The organism is Micromonospora sp. MGP-C2 (assembly GCF_057766525.1).
Map to the genome: position 1 here is coordinate 6,123,370 of NZ_JBYMEN010000002.1, position 18,061 is coordinate 6,141,430.

17 protein-coding genes and 1 tRNA gene are annotated in these 18,061 nt (G+C 69.8%); 11 read left to right on the forward strand and 7 right to left on the reverse strand.

What is annotated here, in order from left to right:
- Positions 1–26: 26 nt before the first annotated feature.
- From AC3CF1_RS28170 to AC3CF1_RS28205, 8 genes are all read left to right on the forward strand, one after another.
- Positions 27–1,652, forward strand: coding sequence for an ABC transporter substrate-binding protein (locus tag AC3CF1_RS28170; protein ID WP_141908457.1), 1,626 nt, complete (start codon positions 27–29; stop codon positions 1,650–1,652).
- A gap of 102 nt (positions 1,653–1,754) precedes the next feature.
- The gene (locus AC3CF1_RS28175; RefSeq protein WP_088946961.1) at positions 1,755–2,711 is read left to right on the forward strand and encodes an ABC transporter permease; all 957 of its coding nucleotides are present in this window, start codon (positions 1,755–1,757) and stop codon (positions 2,709–2,711) included.
- A complete protein-coding gene (locus tag AC3CF1_RS28180; RefSeq protein ID WP_355160152.1) occupies positions 2,711–4,669 on the forward strand; it encodes a dipeptide/oligopeptide/nickel ABC transporter permease/ATP-binding protein in 1,959 nt (652 codons plus the stop codon). Before AC3CF1_RS28175 ends, AC3CF1_RS28180 begins: the two co-directional genes overlap by 1 nt.
- Positions 4,666–5,739 (forward strand): oligopeptide/dipeptide ABC transporter ATP-binding protein, encoded by a 1,074-nt coding sequence (locus tag AC3CF1_RS28185; protein ID WP_488451632.1) that lies wholly within the window; start codon positions 4,666–4,668, stop codon positions 5,737–5,739. Before AC3CF1_RS28180 ends, AC3CF1_RS28185 begins: the two co-directional genes overlap by 4 nt.
- A complete protein-coding gene (locus AC3CF1_RS28190) occupies positions 5,736–6,674 on the forward strand; it encodes a dihydrodipicolinate synthase family protein (RefSeq protein WP_328365458.1) in 939 nt (312 codons plus the stop codon). The genes AC3CF1_RS28185 and AC3CF1_RS28190 overlap by 4 nt, the downstream gene beginning before the upstream one ends.
- Before the next feature lie 11 nt (positions 6,675–6,685).
- Positions 6,686–7,624 carry an ROK family protein gene (locus tag AC3CF1_RS28195; RefSeq protein ID WP_488451633.1) on the forward strand — a complete coding sequence of 313 codons (939 nt, stop codon included), beginning with the start codon at positions 6,686–6,688 and terminating at the stop codon, positions 7,622–7,624.
- Positions 7,621–8,331 (forward strand): N-acetylmannosamine-6-phosphate 2-epimerase, encoded by a 711-nt coding sequence (locus AC3CF1_RS28200; protein ID WP_354980285.1) that lies wholly within the window; start codon positions 7,621–7,623, stop codon positions 8,329–8,331. The genes AC3CF1_RS28195 and AC3CF1_RS28200 overlap by 4 nt, the downstream gene beginning before the upstream one ends.
- On the forward strand, positions 8,322–9,287 hold the full coding sequence (locus AC3CF1_RS28205) for an acetylxylan esterase (RefSeq protein ID WP_354980286.1): 966 nt from the start codon (positions 8,322–8,324) through the stop codon (positions 9,285–9,287). The genes AC3CF1_RS28200 and AC3CF1_RS28205 overlap by 10 nt, the downstream gene beginning before the upstream one ends.
- A gap of 92 nt (positions 9,288–9,379) precedes the next feature.
- On the opposite strand, the gene AC3CF1_RS28210 is transcribed toward AC3CF1_RS28205, so the two are convergent.
- Complete coding sequence (locus AC3CF1_RS28210) at positions 9,380–9,835, reverse strand: RrF2 family transcriptional regulator (RefSeq protein ID WP_030333674.1); 456 nt, start codon at positions 9,833–9,835, stop codon at positions 9,380–9,382.
- A 7-nt stretch (positions 9,836–9,842) separates the two neighbouring features.
- Positions 9,843–10,823 carry a helix-turn-helix transcriptional regulator gene (locus AC3CF1_RS28215; protein WP_354980287.1) on the reverse strand — a complete coding sequence of 327 codons (981 nt, stop codon included), beginning with the start codon at positions 10,821–10,823 and terminating at the stop codon, positions 9,843–9,845.
- Positions 10,824–11,027: 204 nt separating this feature from the next.
- On the opposite strand from AC3CF1_RS28215, the gene AC3CF1_RS28220 reads away from it, so the two are divergent.
- Positions 11,028–11,804 (forward strand): glucose 1-dehydrogenase, encoded by a 777-nt coding sequence (locus tag AC3CF1_RS28220; RefSeq protein WP_355160839.1) that lies wholly within the window; start codon positions 11,028–11,030, stop codon positions 11,802–11,804.
- Between the two features lie 118 nt (positions 11,805–11,922).
- Here AC3CF1_RS28220 and AC3CF1_RS28225 read toward each other — a convergent pair whose 3' ends face one another.
- Positions 11,923–12,354 (reverse strand): SsgA family sporulation/cell division regulator, encoded by a 432-nt coding sequence (locus tag AC3CF1_RS28225; protein ID WP_007457244.1) that lies wholly within the window; start codon positions 12,352–12,354, stop codon positions 11,923–11,925.
- A gap of 273 nt (positions 12,355–12,627) precedes the next feature.
- Here AC3CF1_RS28225 and AC3CF1_RS28230 point away from each other — a divergent pair, with 273 nt between their 5' ends.
- Entirely contained in the window at positions 12,628–13,245 is a 618-nt protein-coding gene (locus AC3CF1_RS28230) for a TIGR02611 family protein (protein WP_435794727.1), read from the forward strand.
- A 49-nt stretch (positions 13,246–13,294) separates the two neighbouring features.
- A tRNA-Val gene (locus AC3CF1_RS28235) sits at positions 13,295–13,366 on the forward strand.
- A 245-nt stretch (positions 13,367–13,611) separates the two neighbouring features.
- On the opposite strand, the gene AC3CF1_RS28240 is transcribed toward AC3CF1_RS28235, so the two are convergent.
- Genes AC3CF1_RS28240 through AC3CF1_RS28255 form a run of 4 tightly spaced genes read right to left on the reverse strand, consistent with a single transcriptional unit; the run spans position 13,612 to position 17,938 of the window.
- A complete protein-coding gene (locus AC3CF1_RS28240; protein WP_354980290.1) occupies positions 13,612–14,874 on the reverse strand; it encodes a Gfo/Idh/MocA family protein in 1,263 nt (420 codons plus the stop codon).
- 10 nt (positions 14,875–14,884) lie between these two features.
- Entirely contained in the window at positions 14,885–15,691 is an 807-nt protein-coding gene (locus AC3CF1_RS28245) for a carbohydrate ABC transporter permease (protein ID WP_099851648.1), read from the reverse strand.
- Entirely contained in the window at positions 15,688–16,629 is a 942-nt protein-coding gene (locus AC3CF1_RS28250) for a carbohydrate ABC transporter permease (protein WP_488451634.1), read from the reverse strand. Before AC3CF1_RS28250 ends, AC3CF1_RS28245 begins: the two co-directional genes overlap by 4 nt.
- Positions 16,622–17,938 carry an ABC transporter substrate-binding protein gene (locus AC3CF1_RS28255; protein ID WP_488451635.1) on the reverse strand — a complete coding sequence of 439 codons (1,317 nt, stop codon included), beginning with the start codon at positions 17,936–17,938 and terminating at the stop codon, positions 16,622–16,624. The genes AC3CF1_RS28250 and AC3CF1_RS28255 overlap by 8 nt, the downstream gene beginning before the upstream one ends.
- Positions 17,939–18,061: the final 123 nt, after the last annotated feature.

Sequence of the window (18,061 nt, forward strand, 5' to 3'; positions counted from 1 at the left end):
CATGAAGAGCCTATGGAGGCAGCTACGTGAGCACCACCGTTAAGCCATCGGGGAGTTGGCGCGTCCCCCAGCGTCGGCTCCGCTCGCTGGCCGTCGCGTCCACTGCGGCAACCCTCGCTCTCGGACTGGTCGCGTGCAGCGGCGGGCCGGCTTCGACCAACGCCGTCGAGGGGGGCGGGGGGAAGACCTCCATCGAGACCACCCTGGCGTTCACCCTCTCCAGCGGGTTCGACCCGGGTAACGCCTCGTCGGCGGTGGCGACCGCGGTCAACCAGCACATCTTCGAGGGTCTGATCGATCTAGACCCGGTCACGCGGGAACCCTACCGTGCTCTCGCGAAGGAAGACCCGGTGGCCAGCGCCGACGGGCTCACCTACACCGTGGCGGTGCGTGACGGCGCGAAGTTCTCCGACGGCACCCCGGTCACCGCCGAGGACGTCGCCTGGTCCTTCACCCGGGTCCTCAAGCCGGCCGACCCCAAGGCCCCGCCGCTGATGCAGGGCTTCGTGTCGTTCATCGACTCGGTGACCGCCAAGGACGCGACGACCGCCGAGTTCAAGCTGAAGTACCCGTTCGCCCTGTTCTCCGAGCGGATCTCGGTCATCAAGATCCTGCCGAAGGCGAAGACCGCGGACGCGGCCGCGTCGAAGGCCTTCGACACGGCACCGATCGGCTCCGGCCCCTTCAAGATGGACAGCGCGTCCAAGGAGTCGGGTATCAAGCTCAGCAAGAACCCGAACTACAGCGGGCCCCGTCCGGCCAAGGTCGAGACGATGACCTGGAACACCACCTCCGAGGCCTCCGCGCGGGTGTCGGACCTGCAGGGCGGCCGGGTCCAGGCCATCGAGTCGGTGCCGTACCTGAACGTCGACTCGCTCAAGGACAAGTACACGGTCGACGTGAAGCAGGCCTTCAACCAGGTCTTCCTCATGTTCAACTCGTCTGCGGCGCCGTTCAACGACAAGCGGGTGCGCCAGGCCCTGCACTACGCGATCAACAAGGACGAGGTCATCAAGACCGCGCTCAACGGTTACGGCACGGCGGCGACGAGCTACCTGGACGAGGGCAACAAGGACTACCAGAAGGCCGCCACCGTCTACGACTACAACCTGGAAAAGGCCAAGAGCCTGCTCCAGGAGGCCGGCGTCTCGAACCTGAAGTTCCAGCTCGACACCACGGACAACTCCGCCGTGAAGGATGTCGCCCCGCTGGTCATCGAGCAGTGGAAGAAGATCGGCGTCACCGCCACCCTCAACACCGTGCCGTCCTCGGCCATCTACGGTGACATCGTTCCGAAGGACACCTTCCGGGTCCTGATGGCCACCGGAGACCCCAGCGTCTTCGGCGTCGACACCGACCTGCTGATGCGCTGGTTCTTCTACGGCGAGACCTGGCCGGGCCTGCGCTACCGGTGGAACGCCACCGACCGCAAGGCCATGGCCGACCTGCTCGACAAGGCCGCGCAGACCTCCGACGAGGCGGCCCGCAAGGCCCTGTGGAAGCAGGCTCTGGACAAGGTGGCCGACGAGGTCCCCCTGTACCCGATCCTGCACACCAAGGTCGTCACCGCGTACGACCCCGCGAAGCTCAGCGACTTCTCGGGCGCGGCGACCACAGGCCTGTACTTCCTGGGCAGCAGCCGAAAGGGCTGAGCCCGCTTCGGGGGCCCGGACCCCGGCCCCTAGCGTCCCGCCCAGCCCTGTCCCTTGGGCTGGGCGGGACGTCCCGGCGGCCCTCGACGAAAGAAAGACACCATGCTGAGCGTTCTGAGCCTGGTCACGCGACGACTCCTGACCCTGATACCCCTGGTGCTGGGCATCACGATCTTCGTCTTCGTGATCATGCAGTTCTCCCCGATCGATCCCGCGTTGTCCGTCCTCGGCGACCAGGCAACCGCCGCACAGGTGGCCGCGTTCAAGGCCGCCAACGGCCTCGACGACCCGCTGCCCCTGCGGTACCTGCACTTCCTGGGCGACCTGCTCCGGGGCGATCTGGGCATGACCTTCCCGCCGTCCGTCCCGGTCGCCGACAAGATCGCCACCGCGCTGCCGCTGACGATCCAGCTGACGGCCCTCGGCATCGTCGGCGCGCTGATCATCGCGTTGGCCCTCGGCATCCCCGCGGCGCTGTACCGCGATCGCTGGCCCGACCAGGTCATCCGGTTCGTCTCGATGGCCGGTATCGCCATGCCGTCGTTCTGGCTGGCCCTCCTGCTCATCCAGGAGTTCTCGGTCCGTCGCCCCGTCTTCCCGACCGGCGGGTACGTCAACCCCGGTGACTCGTTCTCGCTCTGGCTCCAGTCGCTCGCCATGCCGGCGCTCGCTCTCGCCGTCCCGGTTGGCTGCTCACTGGCCAGAATCGTGCGGACGTCGATGGTCGAGGAACTCGACAAGGACTACGTGCGCACCGCCATCGGCGCCGGCCTGCCGCCCCGCGTGGTGGTCGGCCGCAACGTGCTGCGCAACGCGCTCGTCAACCCGCTCACCGTGCTGGGCCTGCGGATCGGCTACCTACTGGGCGGCACTGTCGTCATCGAGGCCATCTTCTCGCTGCCCGGCATGGGCACTCAGATCATGAGCGCGGTGCAGCAGAACGACACCGCCCTCGCGCAGGGAACCGTGCTGACGATCGCCATCTGCTTCGTCGTCGTGAACCTGGTGGTCGACATCCTCTACCTCTTCGCCAACCCTCGACTGCGCGGAGCCCACTGATGCGTCGAACACTCACCGCCCGGCTGTCGGCTCCCGGCATCGCCTTCAAACGGCTCAGCATCACGGCCCGGATCGCACTGAGCTTCGTCCTGCTCATCGTCGTGGTGGGCATCTTCGCGCCGCTGCTCCTGCGGCACGACCCCGCGCAGGCCGGGCTCGGTGCCGCGCTGACCGGCCCGAACGGCGACTACTGGTTCGGCCTGGACAAGCTCGGACGCGACGTGTTCTCACGGCTGGTCGCCGGCACCCGCCGCTCGTTGATCGTGGGCTTCGGCAGCGCCGGCATCGCCCTGGTGGTCGGCGCGATTCTGGGCGCGCTGGCGGGAACCAGCCGGCCCGCGATCGACGAGGTGGTGATGCGGTGCCTCGACGTCGTCATGGCATTCCCCGCCATCGTGCTCTCCGCCCTGCTGATCATCTCCTTCGGCAAGAACAGCCTCGTGGTCCTCGTGGTCGCGATCGGGTTCGTCTTCGTGCCCTCGATCGCGCGCATCGTGCGCGCCAACGTGCTCTCGCAGTATCGGGAGGACTACGTCGCGGCCGAACGGATCATCGGTGCCCGACGGCCGCACATCCTCTGGCGGCACATCCTGCGCAACTGCGCCGCCCCGATCCTCGTCTTCGTCACCGTCATGGTGGCCGACGCGATCGTGTTCGAGGCGTCCCTCTCCTTCATCGGTGGCGGGCTCGCGCCCCAGGAGGCGGCCTCCTCGTGGGGTTCGGTGATCGCCTTCGGCAAGGAGATGGTGCAGATCGGTGGCTGGTGGGCCACGTTCTTCCCCGGCCTGCTGATCCTGCTGACCGTGCTCGCCCTGAACGTGCTCTCCGAGGGGATGTCCGACGCCTGGGCCGCCCCGGCGGCGCGGCGTGCCACCGCGACGAAGGCCGGCGACGCGCAGGAGGAGGCGCAGCCCGGCTCCGGTGAGGTGGTGCAGCTGCCCGGCCTGCCCGAGGCGGCGCAGCGGCTGCGCGAGCGGGCCCGTCCGCTCCCGCAGGGTGAGCCCGTCCTGGAGGTCCGGAACCTGTCCATCGGGTTCGAGGGGCGCCACCGTGGCGTCGACATCGTCGACGACCTGACCTTCGACGTCCGCCCCGGCGAGGTGATGGGCCTGGTGGGAGAGTCCGGCTCGGGCAAGTCCCTGACCTCGCTCGCCGTGATGGGCCTGCTGCCGCAGGGCGCCCGGGTCCGAGGCGAGGTCCGCTTCGCGGGCACCGATCTGCTGACGATGAGCACCAAACGACGTCGTGCCCTGATGGGCCGCGAGATCGCGATGGTCTACCAGGACGCCCTCTCGGCGTTGAACCCCTCGCTGCGCGTCGGCCCCCAGCTCGCTCAGATGATCAGCCGAGGCGGCACCCGGTCGGCCGAGGAGCTGATGGACCTGGTGGGCCTGGACGCTCGGCGCACCCTGTCCGCGTACCCGCATGAGCTGTCCGGCGGGCAGCGGCAGCGCGTGGTGATCGCCATGGCGCTGTCCCGGGACCCGCGCCTGATCATCGCCGACGAGCCGACCACCGCGCTCGACGTCACGGTCCAGGCGCAGGTCATGGAGCTGCTGCTGCGGCTGCGCGGCCAGCTGGGCTTCGCGTTGATCCTGGTCAGCCACGACCTGGCGCTGGTCAGCGACGTCGCGGACCGCGTCGTGGTGATGTACGGCGGGCAGATCATCGAGAGCGGCGTCACCGCCGACGTGGTCGGTGCGCCGGCACACCACTACGCCCGGGGTCTTCTCGGCTCCGTCCTCTCCCTTGAGGCCGGTGCGGAGCGGCTCACCCAGATCCGTGGTGTGGTGCCGTCGCCGGCCGACTTCCCGGCGGGATGCCGGTTCGCTGATCGCTGCCCCATGGCGACCGAGGTCTGCCGGACGGAGACGCCCCGCCTGGAGGGCGACGCCAACCACCGGTACGCCTGTCACCACCCGGCCGTCACCGTCAGGGAAGAGGAGCTGGCCCGATGAGTGCGACATCCCGGCGCGACTCGATCGTCGAGCTACGCGACGTGCACGTGGTTCACCGCACCCGCGGTGGCGGCCTGTTCGGCCGCGAGCGGGTGTACGCCCTCACCGGCGCGGACCTGACCGTGCGTACCGGCGAGACCATCGGGGTCGTCGGTGAGTCCGGCTGCGGCAAGTCCACGATGGCCAAGGTGCTGGTGGGCCTCCAGCGGCCGACGAGCGGCACTGTCGCCTTCGCCGGCAAGGAAGTCTGGTCGATGAACGCGTCGGAACGACGGCAGCACATCGGTGCCGGCGTCGGCATGATCTTCCAGGATCCGGCCACGTCGCTGAACCGGCGCATGCCGGTCCGCGACATCCTGCGCGATCCGCTCGACGTGCACCGCCGTGGCACCCGCAAGCAGCGTGAGGAGCGGGTCAACGAGCTGATGGCCCTGGTGGGGCTGCCCCGGTCGGTCGCCGACGTCCTGCCGAGCCAGCTCTCCGGTGGTCAACGCCAGCGGGTGTCCATCGCGCGTGCCCTCGCCCTGGAACCTGGCCTGGTCATCGCCGACGAGCCCACCAGCGCCCTCGACGTGTCGGTGCGGGCGCAGATCCTCAACCTGCTCCTGGACCTCAAGGAGCGGCTGAACCTGGCCATGGTCTTCGTCTCGCACGACATCCAGACGGTCAAGCGGATCAGCGACCGCGTGGTCACCATGTACCTCGGCCGGATCGTGGAGCAGACACCCGCCGCCGGGCTTCCCGAGGTCGCGCAGCACCCGTACACGCGTGCGCTCTTCTCGGCCACGCCGGGTCTGCTCTCGCCCCTGGATCCCATCCCGCTCGTCGGCCCCGTCCCGCTCGCCACGAAGCCGCCGACCGGATGCCCGTTCCGCACCCGGTGCTGGAAGGCGACCGACGGCTGCGCCATCGAGATGCCGCCGGTCCGGTCGGGCGACGGCGGCGCCGGCTCCCACGAGTTCCGGTGTTACCACCCCGTACCCGCTGGATCCAGCAACACGGAGCTGGTCGAGCTCGCCAGAGCAGCGACCGGCCGCACCACCCCCCTACATCTCGAGGAGACAGCGTGACCACCCCTGCCCCGCGGTTCGCCGGAGTCGTGCCGCCGGTCGTCACCCCATTGACCGAGGAGGGTGCGGTCGACGTCGCCTCCCTGGAGCGGCTCATCGAGCGGATGCTCAGCGCAGGCGTCGACGGCATCTTCGCCCTCGGCAGCTCCGGCGAGACCGTCTTCCTCACCGACAGCCAGCGGGACCAGGCTCTCGAGGTCGTCGTGAAGACCGTCGCGGGCGCCGTACCGGTCATCGCCGGCTGCATCGAGCCGACCACGCGCCGGGTCCTCGACCGGGCCGACGCGTCGACGCGCCTGGGCGTCGACGGCCTGGTGGCCACTGCACCCTTCTACGCCATCGTCGGCCCGTACGAGGTCGAGCGTCACTTCCGGTCGCTCGCCGCGTCGGTCGAGCTTCCCCTGCTGGCGTACGACATTCCCGTCTGCGTGCACACCAAGCTCTCCCCGGGTCTGCTGAGCCAGCTGGCGGTGGAAGGCGTCCTCGCGGGCGTCAAGGACTCCAGCGGCGACGACGTCGCCTTCCGTCAGCTGGTGCTGGCGATCACGGAACGCGCGCCGGACGCCGGGTTCAGCCTGTTGACCGGGCACGAGGTGGTGGTCGACGCGATGATGCTCGCGGGCGCCTCCGGCTCGGTTCCCGGCCTGGCCAACGTGGACCCGGCGGGCTACGTGCGACTGCACCGGGCTTGCGTGAACGGCGACTGGGACACCGCCCGCGTGGAGCAGGACCGACTGACCCGGTTGTTCCGGATCGTCGACGCGGCCGACCCGGCGACGGCGGCGGGGGCGACCCGGGGCGTGGGCGCGTTCAAGACCGCCCTGGCCCTGCTCGGCGTCATCGACAGCAACACAGTGTCACTTCCGATGCGGCCGCTCGACGCCGACGAAGCGGCGCGGGTTCGTGCCCAGCTGGAACTGGCGGGGCTGCTCTAGCCATGTCCAAGGTGCGCAAGCCCCCGGTCGTCGACGAGGCGGTAGCCGCGCTCGACATCGGGGGCACCAAGACGGCTGCCGCCCTCGTCACGAGGCAGGGCGAGGTCGTCCACCGGGCCACGGCCCCCACCCCTGGTCGGGCCGGGGCGACCGCCATCCTCGACACCGCGGCCGATCTCGTCGATCGGTTGCGGGCGAGGGCGACGGGGACACGCGTCCGTGCCGTCGGAGTCGGTAGTGCCGGAGTGATCGACCACCGGACGGGCCTGGTGCTCTCGGCCACCGACGCCCTGGCCGGTTGGGCCGGCACGGATCTGCGACGACGACTGCGCGAGCTGCTGGACCTGCCCGTCGCGGTGATCAACGACGTGCACGCGCACGCCCTCGGCGAGACGCGCCACGGGGTGGCCGCCGGCCATCAGACGACGCTCTTTCTCGCGGTCGGCACCGGCATCGGTGCCTCCTTCGTCGTCGACGGCACCGTGCTGGCCGGCGCCCACTCCGCGGCCGGGCACGCCGGCCACCAGCCGTCGCCGTACGCCGGGCAGTTGCCCTGCACCTGCGGCGGGCAGGGACATCTGGAGGCGATCGCGTCCGGGCCCGGCCTCGCCCAGGAGTACGCGCGGCGTACCGGCCAACCGGTCGACGACCTGCGGTCGGTGGCTGCGCGCGCAGCGGACGGCGACGCGACGGCCCGGGAGGTGGTCCTGCTGGGCGGGGCTGCCGTGGGCTCGGCTGTCGGCGGACTGGTCAACATGCTCGATCCCGCTGCCGTCGTCATCGGCGGCGGGGTCGCCGGCCTCGGTGACCTCTGGTGGCAGGCACTTCGGGACGGTGTGCGGCGGGAGACGTTGCCCAGCCTGGTCGACGTGCCCGTGCTGGCCTCGACCCTCGGATCGGACGCCCCACTGCTCGGCGCCGCGTCACTCGCCTGGGAGGGCACCGAATGAACAAGCTGATCGCGCATCTCCGCCACCGCCTCGTCGTCTCCTGCCAGGCGTACCCCGGTGAGCCGATGCGCACCCCGGACACGATGCGCCGGGTCGCCCTCGCCGCAGCCAAGGGCGGTGCCGCCGGCATCCGCGCCCAGGGTGTGGCGGACATCGCGGCCATCCGGGAGGCCGTCGACCTCCCGCTCATCGGGCTGTGGAAGGACGGGGACGACGACGTCTTCATCACCCCCACGCTGGAGCACGCGCTGGCCGTGGCACGGGCGGGCGCGCACGTCGTCGCGCTCGACGGCACCGCACGGCCACGGCCGGATGGCCGAACCCTCGCTGACACCATCGCCGCCGTCCACGAACTGACCGGGGCTCTGGTGATGGCCGACTGCTCCACGCTCGGCGAGGGCATCGCCGCCGCGGCGGCGGGCGCCGATCTGGTCGGCACCACCCTTTCCGGCTACACGGCGTACACCAGCAAGCAGCCCGGCCCCGACCTGGACCTGGTTGCTCAGCTCGCCTCCGCGATCGACGTGCCGGTGATCGCGGAGGGTCGGATCCACACCCCGGCCCAGGCGGCGCAGGCGCTGCGGGCCGGGGCGTGGGCGGTGGTGGTGGGCACCGCGATCACCCACCCCAGCACCATCACCGGCTGGTTCGCGTCGGCGATGGCGGACGCCAACCCTGCTGTCACGGAGGCCAAGCTGTGGCTTTGAGCGATCTCACTCTCGCCGAATGCTGGGCGTACCGACCCGATCTTGCTGTTCCGGAGGACCTGGACGCCTTCTGGGAGCGGACACTTCGCGTCGACGAACCGGTGGAGGCGACGTACGAGCCCGTCGACACCGGTCTCACCCAGATCCGCACCTGGTCGGTCACCGTCGCCGGCTACGGCGGCGAGCCGGTGCACGGCTGGCTGCACCTGCCGACGAATGCCACCGGGCCGTTGCCCTGCGTGGTCGAGTATCTCGGGTACGGCCGTGGTCGTGGCCTGCCGCACGAGAAACTGTTCTGGGCCTCGGCGGGCTTCGCGCACGTCATCATGGACACCCGGGGTCAGGGTTGGAGTGCCGCGCCCGGCGACACCGCCGACCCGCACCGCTATCCGGCGGGCACCGTTCCGGGCTTCCTTACCCGGGGGGTCACCAGCCCGGAGGACTTCTACTACCGCAGGCTGATCACCGACGCGGTCCGGTTTGCCCGGGCTGCCCGGGAGCATCCCGCCGTCGACCCCGACCGGGTCGTCGTCACCGGCATCAGCCAGGGAGGTGGCCTCTCGCTGGCGGTGGCCGCGCTGTTCCCGGAGGTGGCGGCCGCCATGCCCGACGTGCCCTTCCTGTGTGACTTCCCGCGTGCCGTCCAGGTCGCCGGTCAGGGCCCCTACGGCGAAATCGCCGAATATCTCGCGCTTCACCGGGGTCAGAGCAGCCAGGTTTTCCGTACGTTGTCGTACGTCGACGCCGCCGTGCTCGCACCCGGCGCGACAGCGCCCGCGCTGTTCTCCATCGCGATGATGGACCAGATCTGCCCGCCCTCGACCTGCTTCGCCGCCTACCACCGCTACGGCGGTGACAAGGAGGTGCGCGTGTACGAGTTCAACGACCACGAAGGTGGCGAGGCGCACCACCAGCTCGAACAGCTCGCCTGGCTGCACAAGCTCTTCGGCCGCTGAGGCCTTGAGGCCTTGAGGCGCTGAGGCCTTGAGGTGCTGAGGCCTTGAGGTGCTGAGGCGTTGAGGCCTTGAGGACAGGGCCGCGGCTGGCGTCAGCGCGGCTCCCAGGCGTCGGGCAACGCGGTGAGCTTGCGGACGTGGGCGGGCAGCCGACCGCTGACGATCTCGGCGAGGCTCACCTCGTCGACGACCCGCCGCACGGCGGCGCGCACCGCCACCCACAGGCCGGGCAGGTTCTCCGCCGAACCCTCGTACCGGGTCTCCTCGGGGCGCAGCCCGCGTACGCCGGCGAGCGGGCCCTCGACGGCCCGCAGCACCGCGCCGACGGTCACCTCGCGCGGCGGTCGGGCCAGCGTGTAGCCGCCCTCGGCGCCGCGCTGAGCGCGCACGATGCCGGCCCGGCGCAGATCCGCCAGGACCGCCTCCAGGAACTTGCGAGGCATGTCCTGCTCGGCGGCGATGGCCTGGGTGGACAGCAGCGAAGGGTACGCGGTGGCGAGGCTCAGCGCTGCCCGTACCGCGTAGTCGCCGCGCGCGGAGATCTGCACAGTGTCATCATGCCCGCCCGGCGCCGTTGGCCGGTGTGGTGGGCGACCCGGGTCGCGTGGTGTGAGAACCGTTGGCCGATCCGCCGGCGCGGAAACCGCCGCCGACGGCGCCCGTCGGCTCGGCCGGCGGCCGGGGCCGGATCACCCGGGCGGCCGGTTGGTCGCGCGCGGCCCGGAACGCGCCGGGGCTGACGCCGACCTCACGGGTGAAGAAGCGACCGAAGTTCGTGGGCTCGGAGAAGCCGAGGTGCCGGCCGATCTGGGCGATCGGCTGGTCGGTTGCGGCGAGGAGTCGGCCGGCCTGCAACGCGACCCGCTCGTCGATGACCTGCTTGGCGCTGCGACCGGTGACGGCCAGGCAGGCCCGGGTCAGGGTCCGCACCGAGCAGCGGAGCTCGGCCGCGTAATCCTCCACCCGGCGGGTGTGCGCGTAGCTGTGCTCCACCTCCCGACAGAACCGGTGGAACGTCTCGTCCTCGGGGCGGGGCGTCGACCGGTCGGCACTGCCCAGGGCCAGCCGCAGCAGCAGTACGGCCAGTTGGTGGCGGAGCAGCGCGCGGGCGGCGACGGTGTCGGGGTGGCGCTGGCAGTCCACCACCAGTTGGCTCACTTCGGTGATCACCGCGTCCTCGTCCTCGCCGGCCAACTGCCGCCAGGTCACCGGCGTGTCCAGGTCGACGTCGAAGCCGCGCAGCGCCTCCGGGTCCCAGGCGACCACTGTCGCGTCGAACTGCGGACCGGAGCAGCGCAGCACCTGGCCGGCGCGGACCCGCAGCAGCGTGCCAGGCCGACAGGGCAACGGGTGGAAGTCGGGTTCGGCGTCGCCGTGCCCACGCGTGGTGAGGATCAGCAGCTCCCGCTCGACGATCACGGGCCGACGCCAGCGCGGGTCAGGGGAGAGGTCGGCCAACGCGAACGTGGCTATCTCGTCGGGGACGGGTGACGCCGTTCCGATCGGTGGCGCGGGGGAGGGACCGGTGGAGACCATCGCCTGCGACGGTAGCCCGAACCGCAGGTCACCGCATCCCGATCGACGCGCGCAGCGAAGTTGGCGCGTCGATGCGGGCTTGTCGCGATCGTCGTGGCCGGGCTACGTTACCCGGCGGTAGCGCCGTCCGGTCCGCGGTCCGCCCGGCGCACCGCCGGCCGCCTACCCGGCTGGCGGCCTCCGCCGACTCGCGATGGGATGGGCATGACGCAGCTGTTCTCGGTCGAAGGCAAGACGGTCCTGGTCACCGGTGGTTCGCGGGGGATCGGTCTGATGATCGCCCAGGGGTTCGTCCGAGCCGGCGCCCATGTGATCATCTCGTCCCGCAAGGCGGACGTCTGTGCGGCGGTCGCCAAGGAACTCTCCGCCGAGGGCCGCTGCGAGGCCATCCCCGCCGACCTGGGCGACGACAGCGGCGCCGAGGCGCTGGCTGCCGCCGTACGCGAGCGCTTCGGTCGCCTCGACGTGCTGGTCAACAACGCCGGCGCCACCTGGGGCGCGCCGCTGGAGGGCTACCCGGAGGCCGCGTTCGACAAGCTCTGGGCGGTCAACGTCAAGGCCGTCTTCCGGCTCACCACCGCGCTGCTGCCGGCGCTACGCGCCGCCGCCAGTGCCGACGACCCGGCCCGCGTGATCAACATCGGGTCGATCGACGGCATCCGGGTGCCGTGGATGGAGGTGTACGCGTACTCGGCCACCAAGGCGGCCGTGCACATGCTCACCCGCAGCCTGGCCCACCAACTGGCCAGCGAGCAGATCACCGTCAACGCGATCGCGCCCGGCCCGTTCGAGAGCAAGATGATGGCGTTCGCACTGGACGACCCGGAGAGCCGGGCCGCCATCGAGCAGCAGGTGCCGCTGGGCCGCATCGGCCGCCCCGAGGACATGGCCGGCACCGCCATCTACCTGTCGTCGCGCGCCGGCGCGTACCTCACCGGCGCGGTCATCCCCGTCGACGGCGGCATCACCACGCACGGCTGAGCACCGGTTGACCCGGGTCGGGCTGCCCGCGTACACCTTCGGGTGTGTGCCGGGGCCGCGCGGACTCGGCAGATCCGCGCGGCCCCGGTGTGGCCGGTGTTGCCCGTTCGGGCGGTGCTCAGCGACCGGCGAGCAGCCGGTTCACCGCCGTGTCGACGTCCAGGTGCTCGGCCTCACGGCCGCGCGGGACGACGACGTACGTCCGTCGAAGGAAACGCACCAGGACGCTGCGCGGCACCTCGAAGAGGGCGTTGCCGTCCGGTGACGAGAGGGCCAGCGCGACGAAGTCACCGCGCGGTGTGGCCCAGGGCCAGACCCGCACATCCCCGATGCCGGCTGGCTCGTCCAGGCCGGTGACCAGCAGTTCGCGGGCAAAGGACCAGCTCACCGCCTCGCCGCCGGCAGATTCGGCGTGGAACAGGACATGGACCGCATACGGGTCAGCAGGGTCGTAACGCAGACTGGCACGCACCGGCAAGGCGGTGGCGTCAGGTGCGACGAGCCTTAGCGACGTCTCGACCTCTACGGTCGTCGGTCGGATGACACTCATGGACGTTCTCCCCCCGGCACCGCTGCGGAACGCGCGTGTCCCGCTTTTCCCATACTCAGGTGCTACTCCTGGCTACGCTCCGCCATACGCTGACTTCACCCAGTGGTGGGAAGGGGGACGGAAAGGCCACGTGAATACGAGGATTCGCGTAGAATTTCCGGTTCTGCCCAGTGCGTGATCCCGCCCGGCATCGGGTGGTTCAGTCGTCGACTTACTCCGGTAACGTCCAGTCGGCCGTTGCAGTGACGGGCCCGAGCGACACTGGGGGGTGAAATGGTGACGAAGAGATCCCCTATGGATCCGTCGGCGGCGCCCGGCCCGCCGAACGTCGCGGTCCGAGCAGCCGAAAAGCGGGGGTACGCAGTGCCGATGGAGCAGCCCGAACGGGCCGGTCGGCCGGCGCCCGATGCCGATCATCCGAGCGGCCGAGGCGCGGACCGGTCAGCTGTCGGCCCCGGCGGTGGCAGCACCGCTGTGCAGGACCCGCCACGCCGCCCCCGCTGGCGGGAGCGGATCACGGTGACCCTCGATCTCATCCGGGCCAACCCCACCGGTCGGATCGCCCTCAAGATCTTCATCGCGATCGCCGGGGCGCTCGTGGTGACCATCGGCATCGCTCTCATTCCCCTGCCCGGTCCAGGCTGGCTGCTGGTGATCGCCGGGCTGGGCATCTGGGCCGTCGAATACCACTGGGCGCGCCGGCTGCTCGGCTTCACCCGCCGACACGTCCACGGATGGACACATTGGGTGACCCGACAATCACTGGCGGTGCGAATCGTGCTCGGCTCCGTCGGCCTCGTCTTCGTGGGCGCCGTTGTCTGGCTGTCCCTCAAGTACAGCCTCGGCATCGACGTGGTGGCCGAGGCGATGCACTACCTCGCGACGCACTGACCCGGATTTCCGGTCCGGTTCCACGATCGGGTAGAGTCAGTGGCGCTGAGGGCGATTAGCTCAGTGGGAGAGCGCTTCGTTCACACCGAAGAGGTCGCTGGTTCGATACCAGCATCGCCCACCCTTGGTTTTGCAGGTCAGAAGCCCGTTACCGGAGTCATCGGTGACGGGCTTTGCCGTGTGTGCTGCTTACATTGGAGCAGATGGGGAGTAGCGGCGAGCCCACCGCCGACGCTATTGAGGTACGCGGTTCCACGGTGCGACCTCGCATCAGGCCCGATCCCATGGGCCTGACGCGAGGTCGCACCGTGGTTCGCTGGTTCGATTCCCGCATCGCCCACCAGGTTTGGCAGTGCGCCCGTTCGCCTACCTCGGCGTGGCGGGGCTGAGCTCGATGACGCTGCCGGTGGCGCGGGACCGCTCCGCCGCCCACACGACCCGGTGCGAGGAGATGCTCTCCTCGGGCCCGGAGGTGACCAGTGAGCGGTCCCCGGTGGCGACCGCCGCGATGAACGCCTCGATGAGTGCCGCGTCGGCGCCACCGTGCCCGTCGGCGGCCGAGGCGTCACCGTCGGGATCCAGGTCGATGGTCTCGACGGTGTCGGTGAGGAACTCGTGGACGTGCAGGCTACGGCCGTCGCCCTCGATGCTGCCGAGCGTGCCGAAGATCCGGGTCTTGCGGAAGTCGAGCGCGGTGAACGCCGTCATCGTGAAGGCGACGGTGACGCCTCCCTCATATTCGAGGTTGACCACCTGGTGATCGACGACGTCGTTGCGTCCTGTGTAGACGCAGGCGCCGTACGGGCCGTCCTCCAGGGCCTTGCGGACGCCGTCGGCGCTGACATCGTCGGTGAGGACGCCCAACGGCCATGCCTCGTGGACGGGGTCGCCGAGGAAACGCTCGTAGATCCGGATCGCGGAGTAGGCACACGACCGTTCGACCGGGCAGTCGACGCAGCGCCCGGCCGCTCCGGCCGGGCGGTTCTCCGGCCGGAAGTGGGCGAGGCCGCCGAAGGAGGAGACCCGGCGGACGGGTCGGCCGATGAGATGGCCGAGCCAGTCGATGTCGTGGCACGACTTGGCCAGCAGCATCGAGGACGACTCGGCCTCCACCGCCCAGTTGCCGCGCACGTAGCTGTGGGCGTGGTGCCACCAGCCGACCGGTTCCAGGTGGTCGATGCTGACGATTGCACCGATCCGCCCGGAGTCGACGAGTCGCTTGAGCGTCCGGGAGTAGGGCGTGTACCGGAGTACGTGACAGACGGCGAGGAGGACGTCGTTGTCGACGGCTGCGGTGACGATGCGTTCCGCCTGCTCGGGCAGCGGCGCCATCGGCTTCTCCAGCAGGATCGCGTAGCCGCGTTCGGCGAAGGCCACCACCGGCTCGACGTGCGCGCGATCGGGGGTCGCGACGATCACTGCGTCGGCGAGCCGGGGCTGTGCGGCGAGGTCTTCCCACGAGGCGAACCGGCGCTCCGCGGGTACGTCGAATTCATCGGCCAGTGTGCTGCGGCGGGCGGGGTCGGGATCGGCGACAGCTGCGATGGTGGCTTTGGAGGTGGCGACGGCGAGCCGCGCGTAGGCAGCGCCTCGCGCTCCGGCACCGGCGATCGCCAGAGTGATGGACATCAGGTGTCTCCTATTTGATGGCGCCGGAAAGGATGCCTTTGACGAAATGGCGCTGGAAGAAGAGGTAGAGGATGACCACGGGCACGATGACGATGATCGTTCCGGCGCTGAGCAGCGGGATGTTGCGGCCGTAGGCCTGGATGAACTTGCCGAGCCCGGACGGCGCCGTGCGCATCGCCGGGTCCTGGATGAGGATCAGCGCGAGCAGGAACTGGTTCCACGCCCACATGAAGTAGAGAAGGCCGAGAGTGGTGAGCGCCGGCCGGGCGGTGGGCAGCAGGACCCGGCGCAGGATCTGCCTGCCGGACGCGCCGTCCATCTCGGCGGCCTCGATGAGCTCCGGGGGCAGCGACTCGAAGTGACTGCGCATCCAGAACACCCCGAACGGCATGAACGCCCCGATGAGCGGCAGGATGACCGCCCAGTAGGTGTTGAGGAGACCGATCGACTTGAGGTCGTAGTAGAGCGGGATGACGATCGACTCGTACGGCAGGGCCAGACCCAGCATGAGCAACGCGAAGATCGGCCCCCGGACGGCGAGCCGCATCATCGCCAGCCCGTATCCGGCGAGCGTCGCGAGCACCAATGCGAGGGGTACGACGCCGAGCGCAATGATCAGACTGGACCGCATGAGGTCCGCGAACCCGCCGGTCGACCAGGCGTCGACATAGTTGTGCCACTGCGGATCCGACGGCCACGCGAGGCCCGGGCTGAGATTGTCCTGTGGTTGCAGCGACGCGGCGAGGATCGCGTAGAAGGGAACGAGCACCGAGGCTGTGGCAGCCAGCAGCGACAACCGGGTCAGCGACCGGATCATGGCTTCTCCCGGGTGAGGCGGTTCAGGGCGAACATGACCGCACAGGTCAACAGGGACAGGACGACGGCGAGCGCACAGGCGGTGCCGACCTGCCCTGCGGTGAAGGTCAGCCGGTAGATGGCGACACCGGGCACCATGGTCGACTCGCCGGGGCCGCCGCCGGTCATCACGTAGACGACGTCGAAGCTGGCCAGGGCGGCGATCACGGTGACGGTCGCCGCCACCGACATCTCCCGGCGCAGACCCGGCACGGTGACGTGCCAGAACTCGTGAATCGCGCCGGCGCCGTCGAGCCGGGCGGCTTCGTACAGGGCCGGATCGATCTTGCCGATTCCGGAGTACAGCAGCAGGAAACAGAGCCCGGTCGAGACCCAGGTCCCGACGACTCCGACCGCCGGGTAGGCCCAGGTGAAGTCACCCAGCCAGGCCCGGGTGACGTCGGACAGGCCGACCGCGCGCAGCAGCGCGTTGAACGGTCCGTCATCGTCGAAGAACAGCTTCCACACGCTGCCGACGGCTACCAGTGGAAGGATCTGCGGCAGGAATATCACGGTACGGACGAACGGCATGCCCTTCCAGGGCACGTTCGCGACCAGCGACGCCAGCACCAGGCCGAAACAGATCGGGATGACCGAGTAGAAGAGGATCAGCCCGAAGGCGTGGACCAGGGAGAGCCGCAGCGCCGGGTCGGCGAGGATCTCCCGGTAGTTGTCGAGCCCGGCCCAGGTGGCGACGCCGATCCCGTTCCAGTCCCAGAATGAGATCCACAGGCTGTGTAGCCATGGCGCGATCACGAAGGCCGCGTAGAAGAGCAGCGCCGGTGCGGTGTAGAGCAGCGGTACGTGTCGTGCCCGCGAGCGCCGGGCCCGCACCGGCGTCGCGGATGCGAAGACGGTACGGTCCTGGACGGTCGCGCGATTCGCGAGGCTGTCAGCCATGCGTCTTGGCCCAGTCGGACTGGACGGCTCGGATGAACGTGGCGGCGTCGACCTTGCCCGCGATCAGCTTCTGGGTCTCGGCGACCAGCGTGTCGTTCATGGTCGCGGTGGCGTTGTTGTTGAACCCGATGAGCCCGTCATCGGCGTTGACCTTGTTCCACGCGGCGATCAGGTCGGCGGAGATGGTGCCGGGCTCGGCGGTCACCGTCGAGGTGTCGGAGGGCAGGAAGCCCTGCGCGAACGAGGCCTTGGCGGCCTCCGGGCCGCGCAGGAAGTCCAGGAAGGCGGCGGCGGCCTGCGCGTTCTTCGACTTCCGCGAGATCCCGTACGCGACCGACGTGCCGATGGCGGTGGCCTTGGGGCCGGGGAAGGGCACGAAGCCCGCGTCGCCGCGCAGCGCGTCGCCGATCTTCTTCGAGTCCCAGGAACCGTCCACGAAGAAGACGCCGTCGCCCTTGGTGAACTTGTCCACCGCGCCTTGGAGGTCGATGCCGTTGGCGTCCTTGGAGTAGTAGCCCTTCGTACCCCAGTCGGTGATGCTCTGGGCGCCCTTGGCGTTCCCGGCGGTGTCGAAGGTGGACCCGCCCTCTCCGAAGACCCACTTGGCGTACGCGGCCGGGCCGTCTGTGGACTGACCGATGAGCTGGATCGGGAAGGAGGCGTGACCCTCCTTGTTGCCGAGTTGCAGCGGGGTCTCACCGCCGGCCTTGGCCTTGGCCAGGGCGGCCTCGAGGTCCTCCAGTGAGGCCGGAGCCGCGGCGATGCCGAGCTTCTTCAACTTGGCCTTGTTGTAGTAGAGCCCGACCTGGGAGAAGGACGCGGGTGCCGCGTACAGGTCGCCCGAACCAAGGGTGGTGCCGTCCTTGGCGATCCGCCACTGGTTGAGCTGTCCGGCCGGGTACGCCGACTCCCAGCCGTACGCCTTGGCATAGGGCTGAAGGTTGAGGATCAGCTGGTCCTTGACCGTGGTGCCCACCGCGTTGAGCAGCACGATGTCGGGCGAGGTGTCGCTGGACAGCGCGAGGTTGAGCGACTTGTTGTAGTCATCGTACGTGGTGTCGACGTAGTTGATCTCGACGTTGGGGTGCTTGGCCTGGAATGCCGGGATGATGTCCTTCATGGCGGCACCCGACTCGGGGGTGGCGATCAGGTTGAGTTCCACCTGTCCGGACGGAACGCCGGTCTGGACGGCCGCGTTCGCGTCGGCGGCCGGTTCATCGCTGGATGAGCTGCCGGGTGCGCACGCTCCGAGCGCGAGAAGCACGGCGGCCGCGCTGAGCGCACTCTTCACCGATGGCATGGACTTCATGGGGGTCTCCCTGGGGCAGGAGTAGTTCCGAAGGAAACTTGCGTTCGCTATAGTGAGCCGTCTACGAACGCACGTCAAGGGGCAGCGAATGACCGTAGGTGATGCTCTTCCAGGCGGGGGCCA

What these genes read in the sequence shown, in the direction of transcription:
- AC3CF1_RS28175 (WP_088946961.1), top strand. Translation starts at nt 1,755, where the DNA reads ATGCTGAGCGTTCTGAGCCTGGTCACGCGACGACTCCTGACCCTGATA.
- AC3CF1_RS28180 (WP_355160152.1), top strand. Translation starts at nt 2,711, where the DNA reads ATGCGTCGAACACTCACCGCCCGGCTGTCGGCTCCCGGCATCGCCTTC.
- AC3CF1_RS28185 (WP_488451632.1), top strand. Translation starts at nt 4,666, where the DNA reads ATGAGTGCGACATCCCGGCGCGACTCGATCGTCGAGCTACGCGACGTG.
- AC3CF1_RS28200 (WP_354980285.1), top strand. Translation starts at nt 7,621, where the DNA reads ATGAACAAGCTGATCGCGCATCTCCGCCACCGCCTCGTCGTCTCCTGC.
- AC3CF1_RS28215 (WP_354980287.1), bottom strand. Translation starts at nt 10,823, where the DNA reads ATGGTCTCCACCGGTCCCTCCCCCGCGCCACCGATCGGAACGGCGTCA.
- AC3CF1_RS28220 (WP_355160839.1), top strand. Translation starts at nt 11,028, where the DNA reads ATGACGCAGCTGTTCTCGGTCGAAGGCAAGACGGTCCTGGTCACCGGT.
- AC3CF1_RS28225 (WP_007457244.1), bottom strand. Translation starts at nt 12,354, where the DNA reads ATGAGTGTCATCCGACCGACGACCGTAGAGGTCGAGACGTCGCTAAGG.
- AC3CF1_RS28230 (WP_435794727.1), top strand. Translation starts at nt 12,628, where the DNA reads ATGGTGACGAAGAGATCCCCTATGGATCCGTCGGCGGCGCCCGGCCCG.
- AC3CF1_RS28240 (WP_354980290.1), bottom strand. Translation starts at nt 14,874, where the DNA reads ATGTCCATCACTCTGGCGATCGCCGGTGCCGGAGCGCGAGGCGCTGCC.
- AC3CF1_RS28245 (WP_099851648.1), bottom strand. Translation starts at nt 15,691, where the DNA reads ATGATCCGGTCGCTGACCCGGTTGTCGCTGCTGGCTGCCACAGCCTCG.
- AC3CF1_RS28250 (WP_488451634.1), bottom strand. Translation starts at nt 16,629, where the DNA reads ATGGCTGACAGCCTCGCGAATCGCGCGACCGTCCAGGACCGTACCGTC.
- AC3CF1_RS28255 (WP_488451635.1), bottom strand. Translation starts at nt 17,938, where the DNA reads ATGAAGTCCATGCCATCGGTGAAGAGTGCGCTCAGCGCGGCCGCCGTG.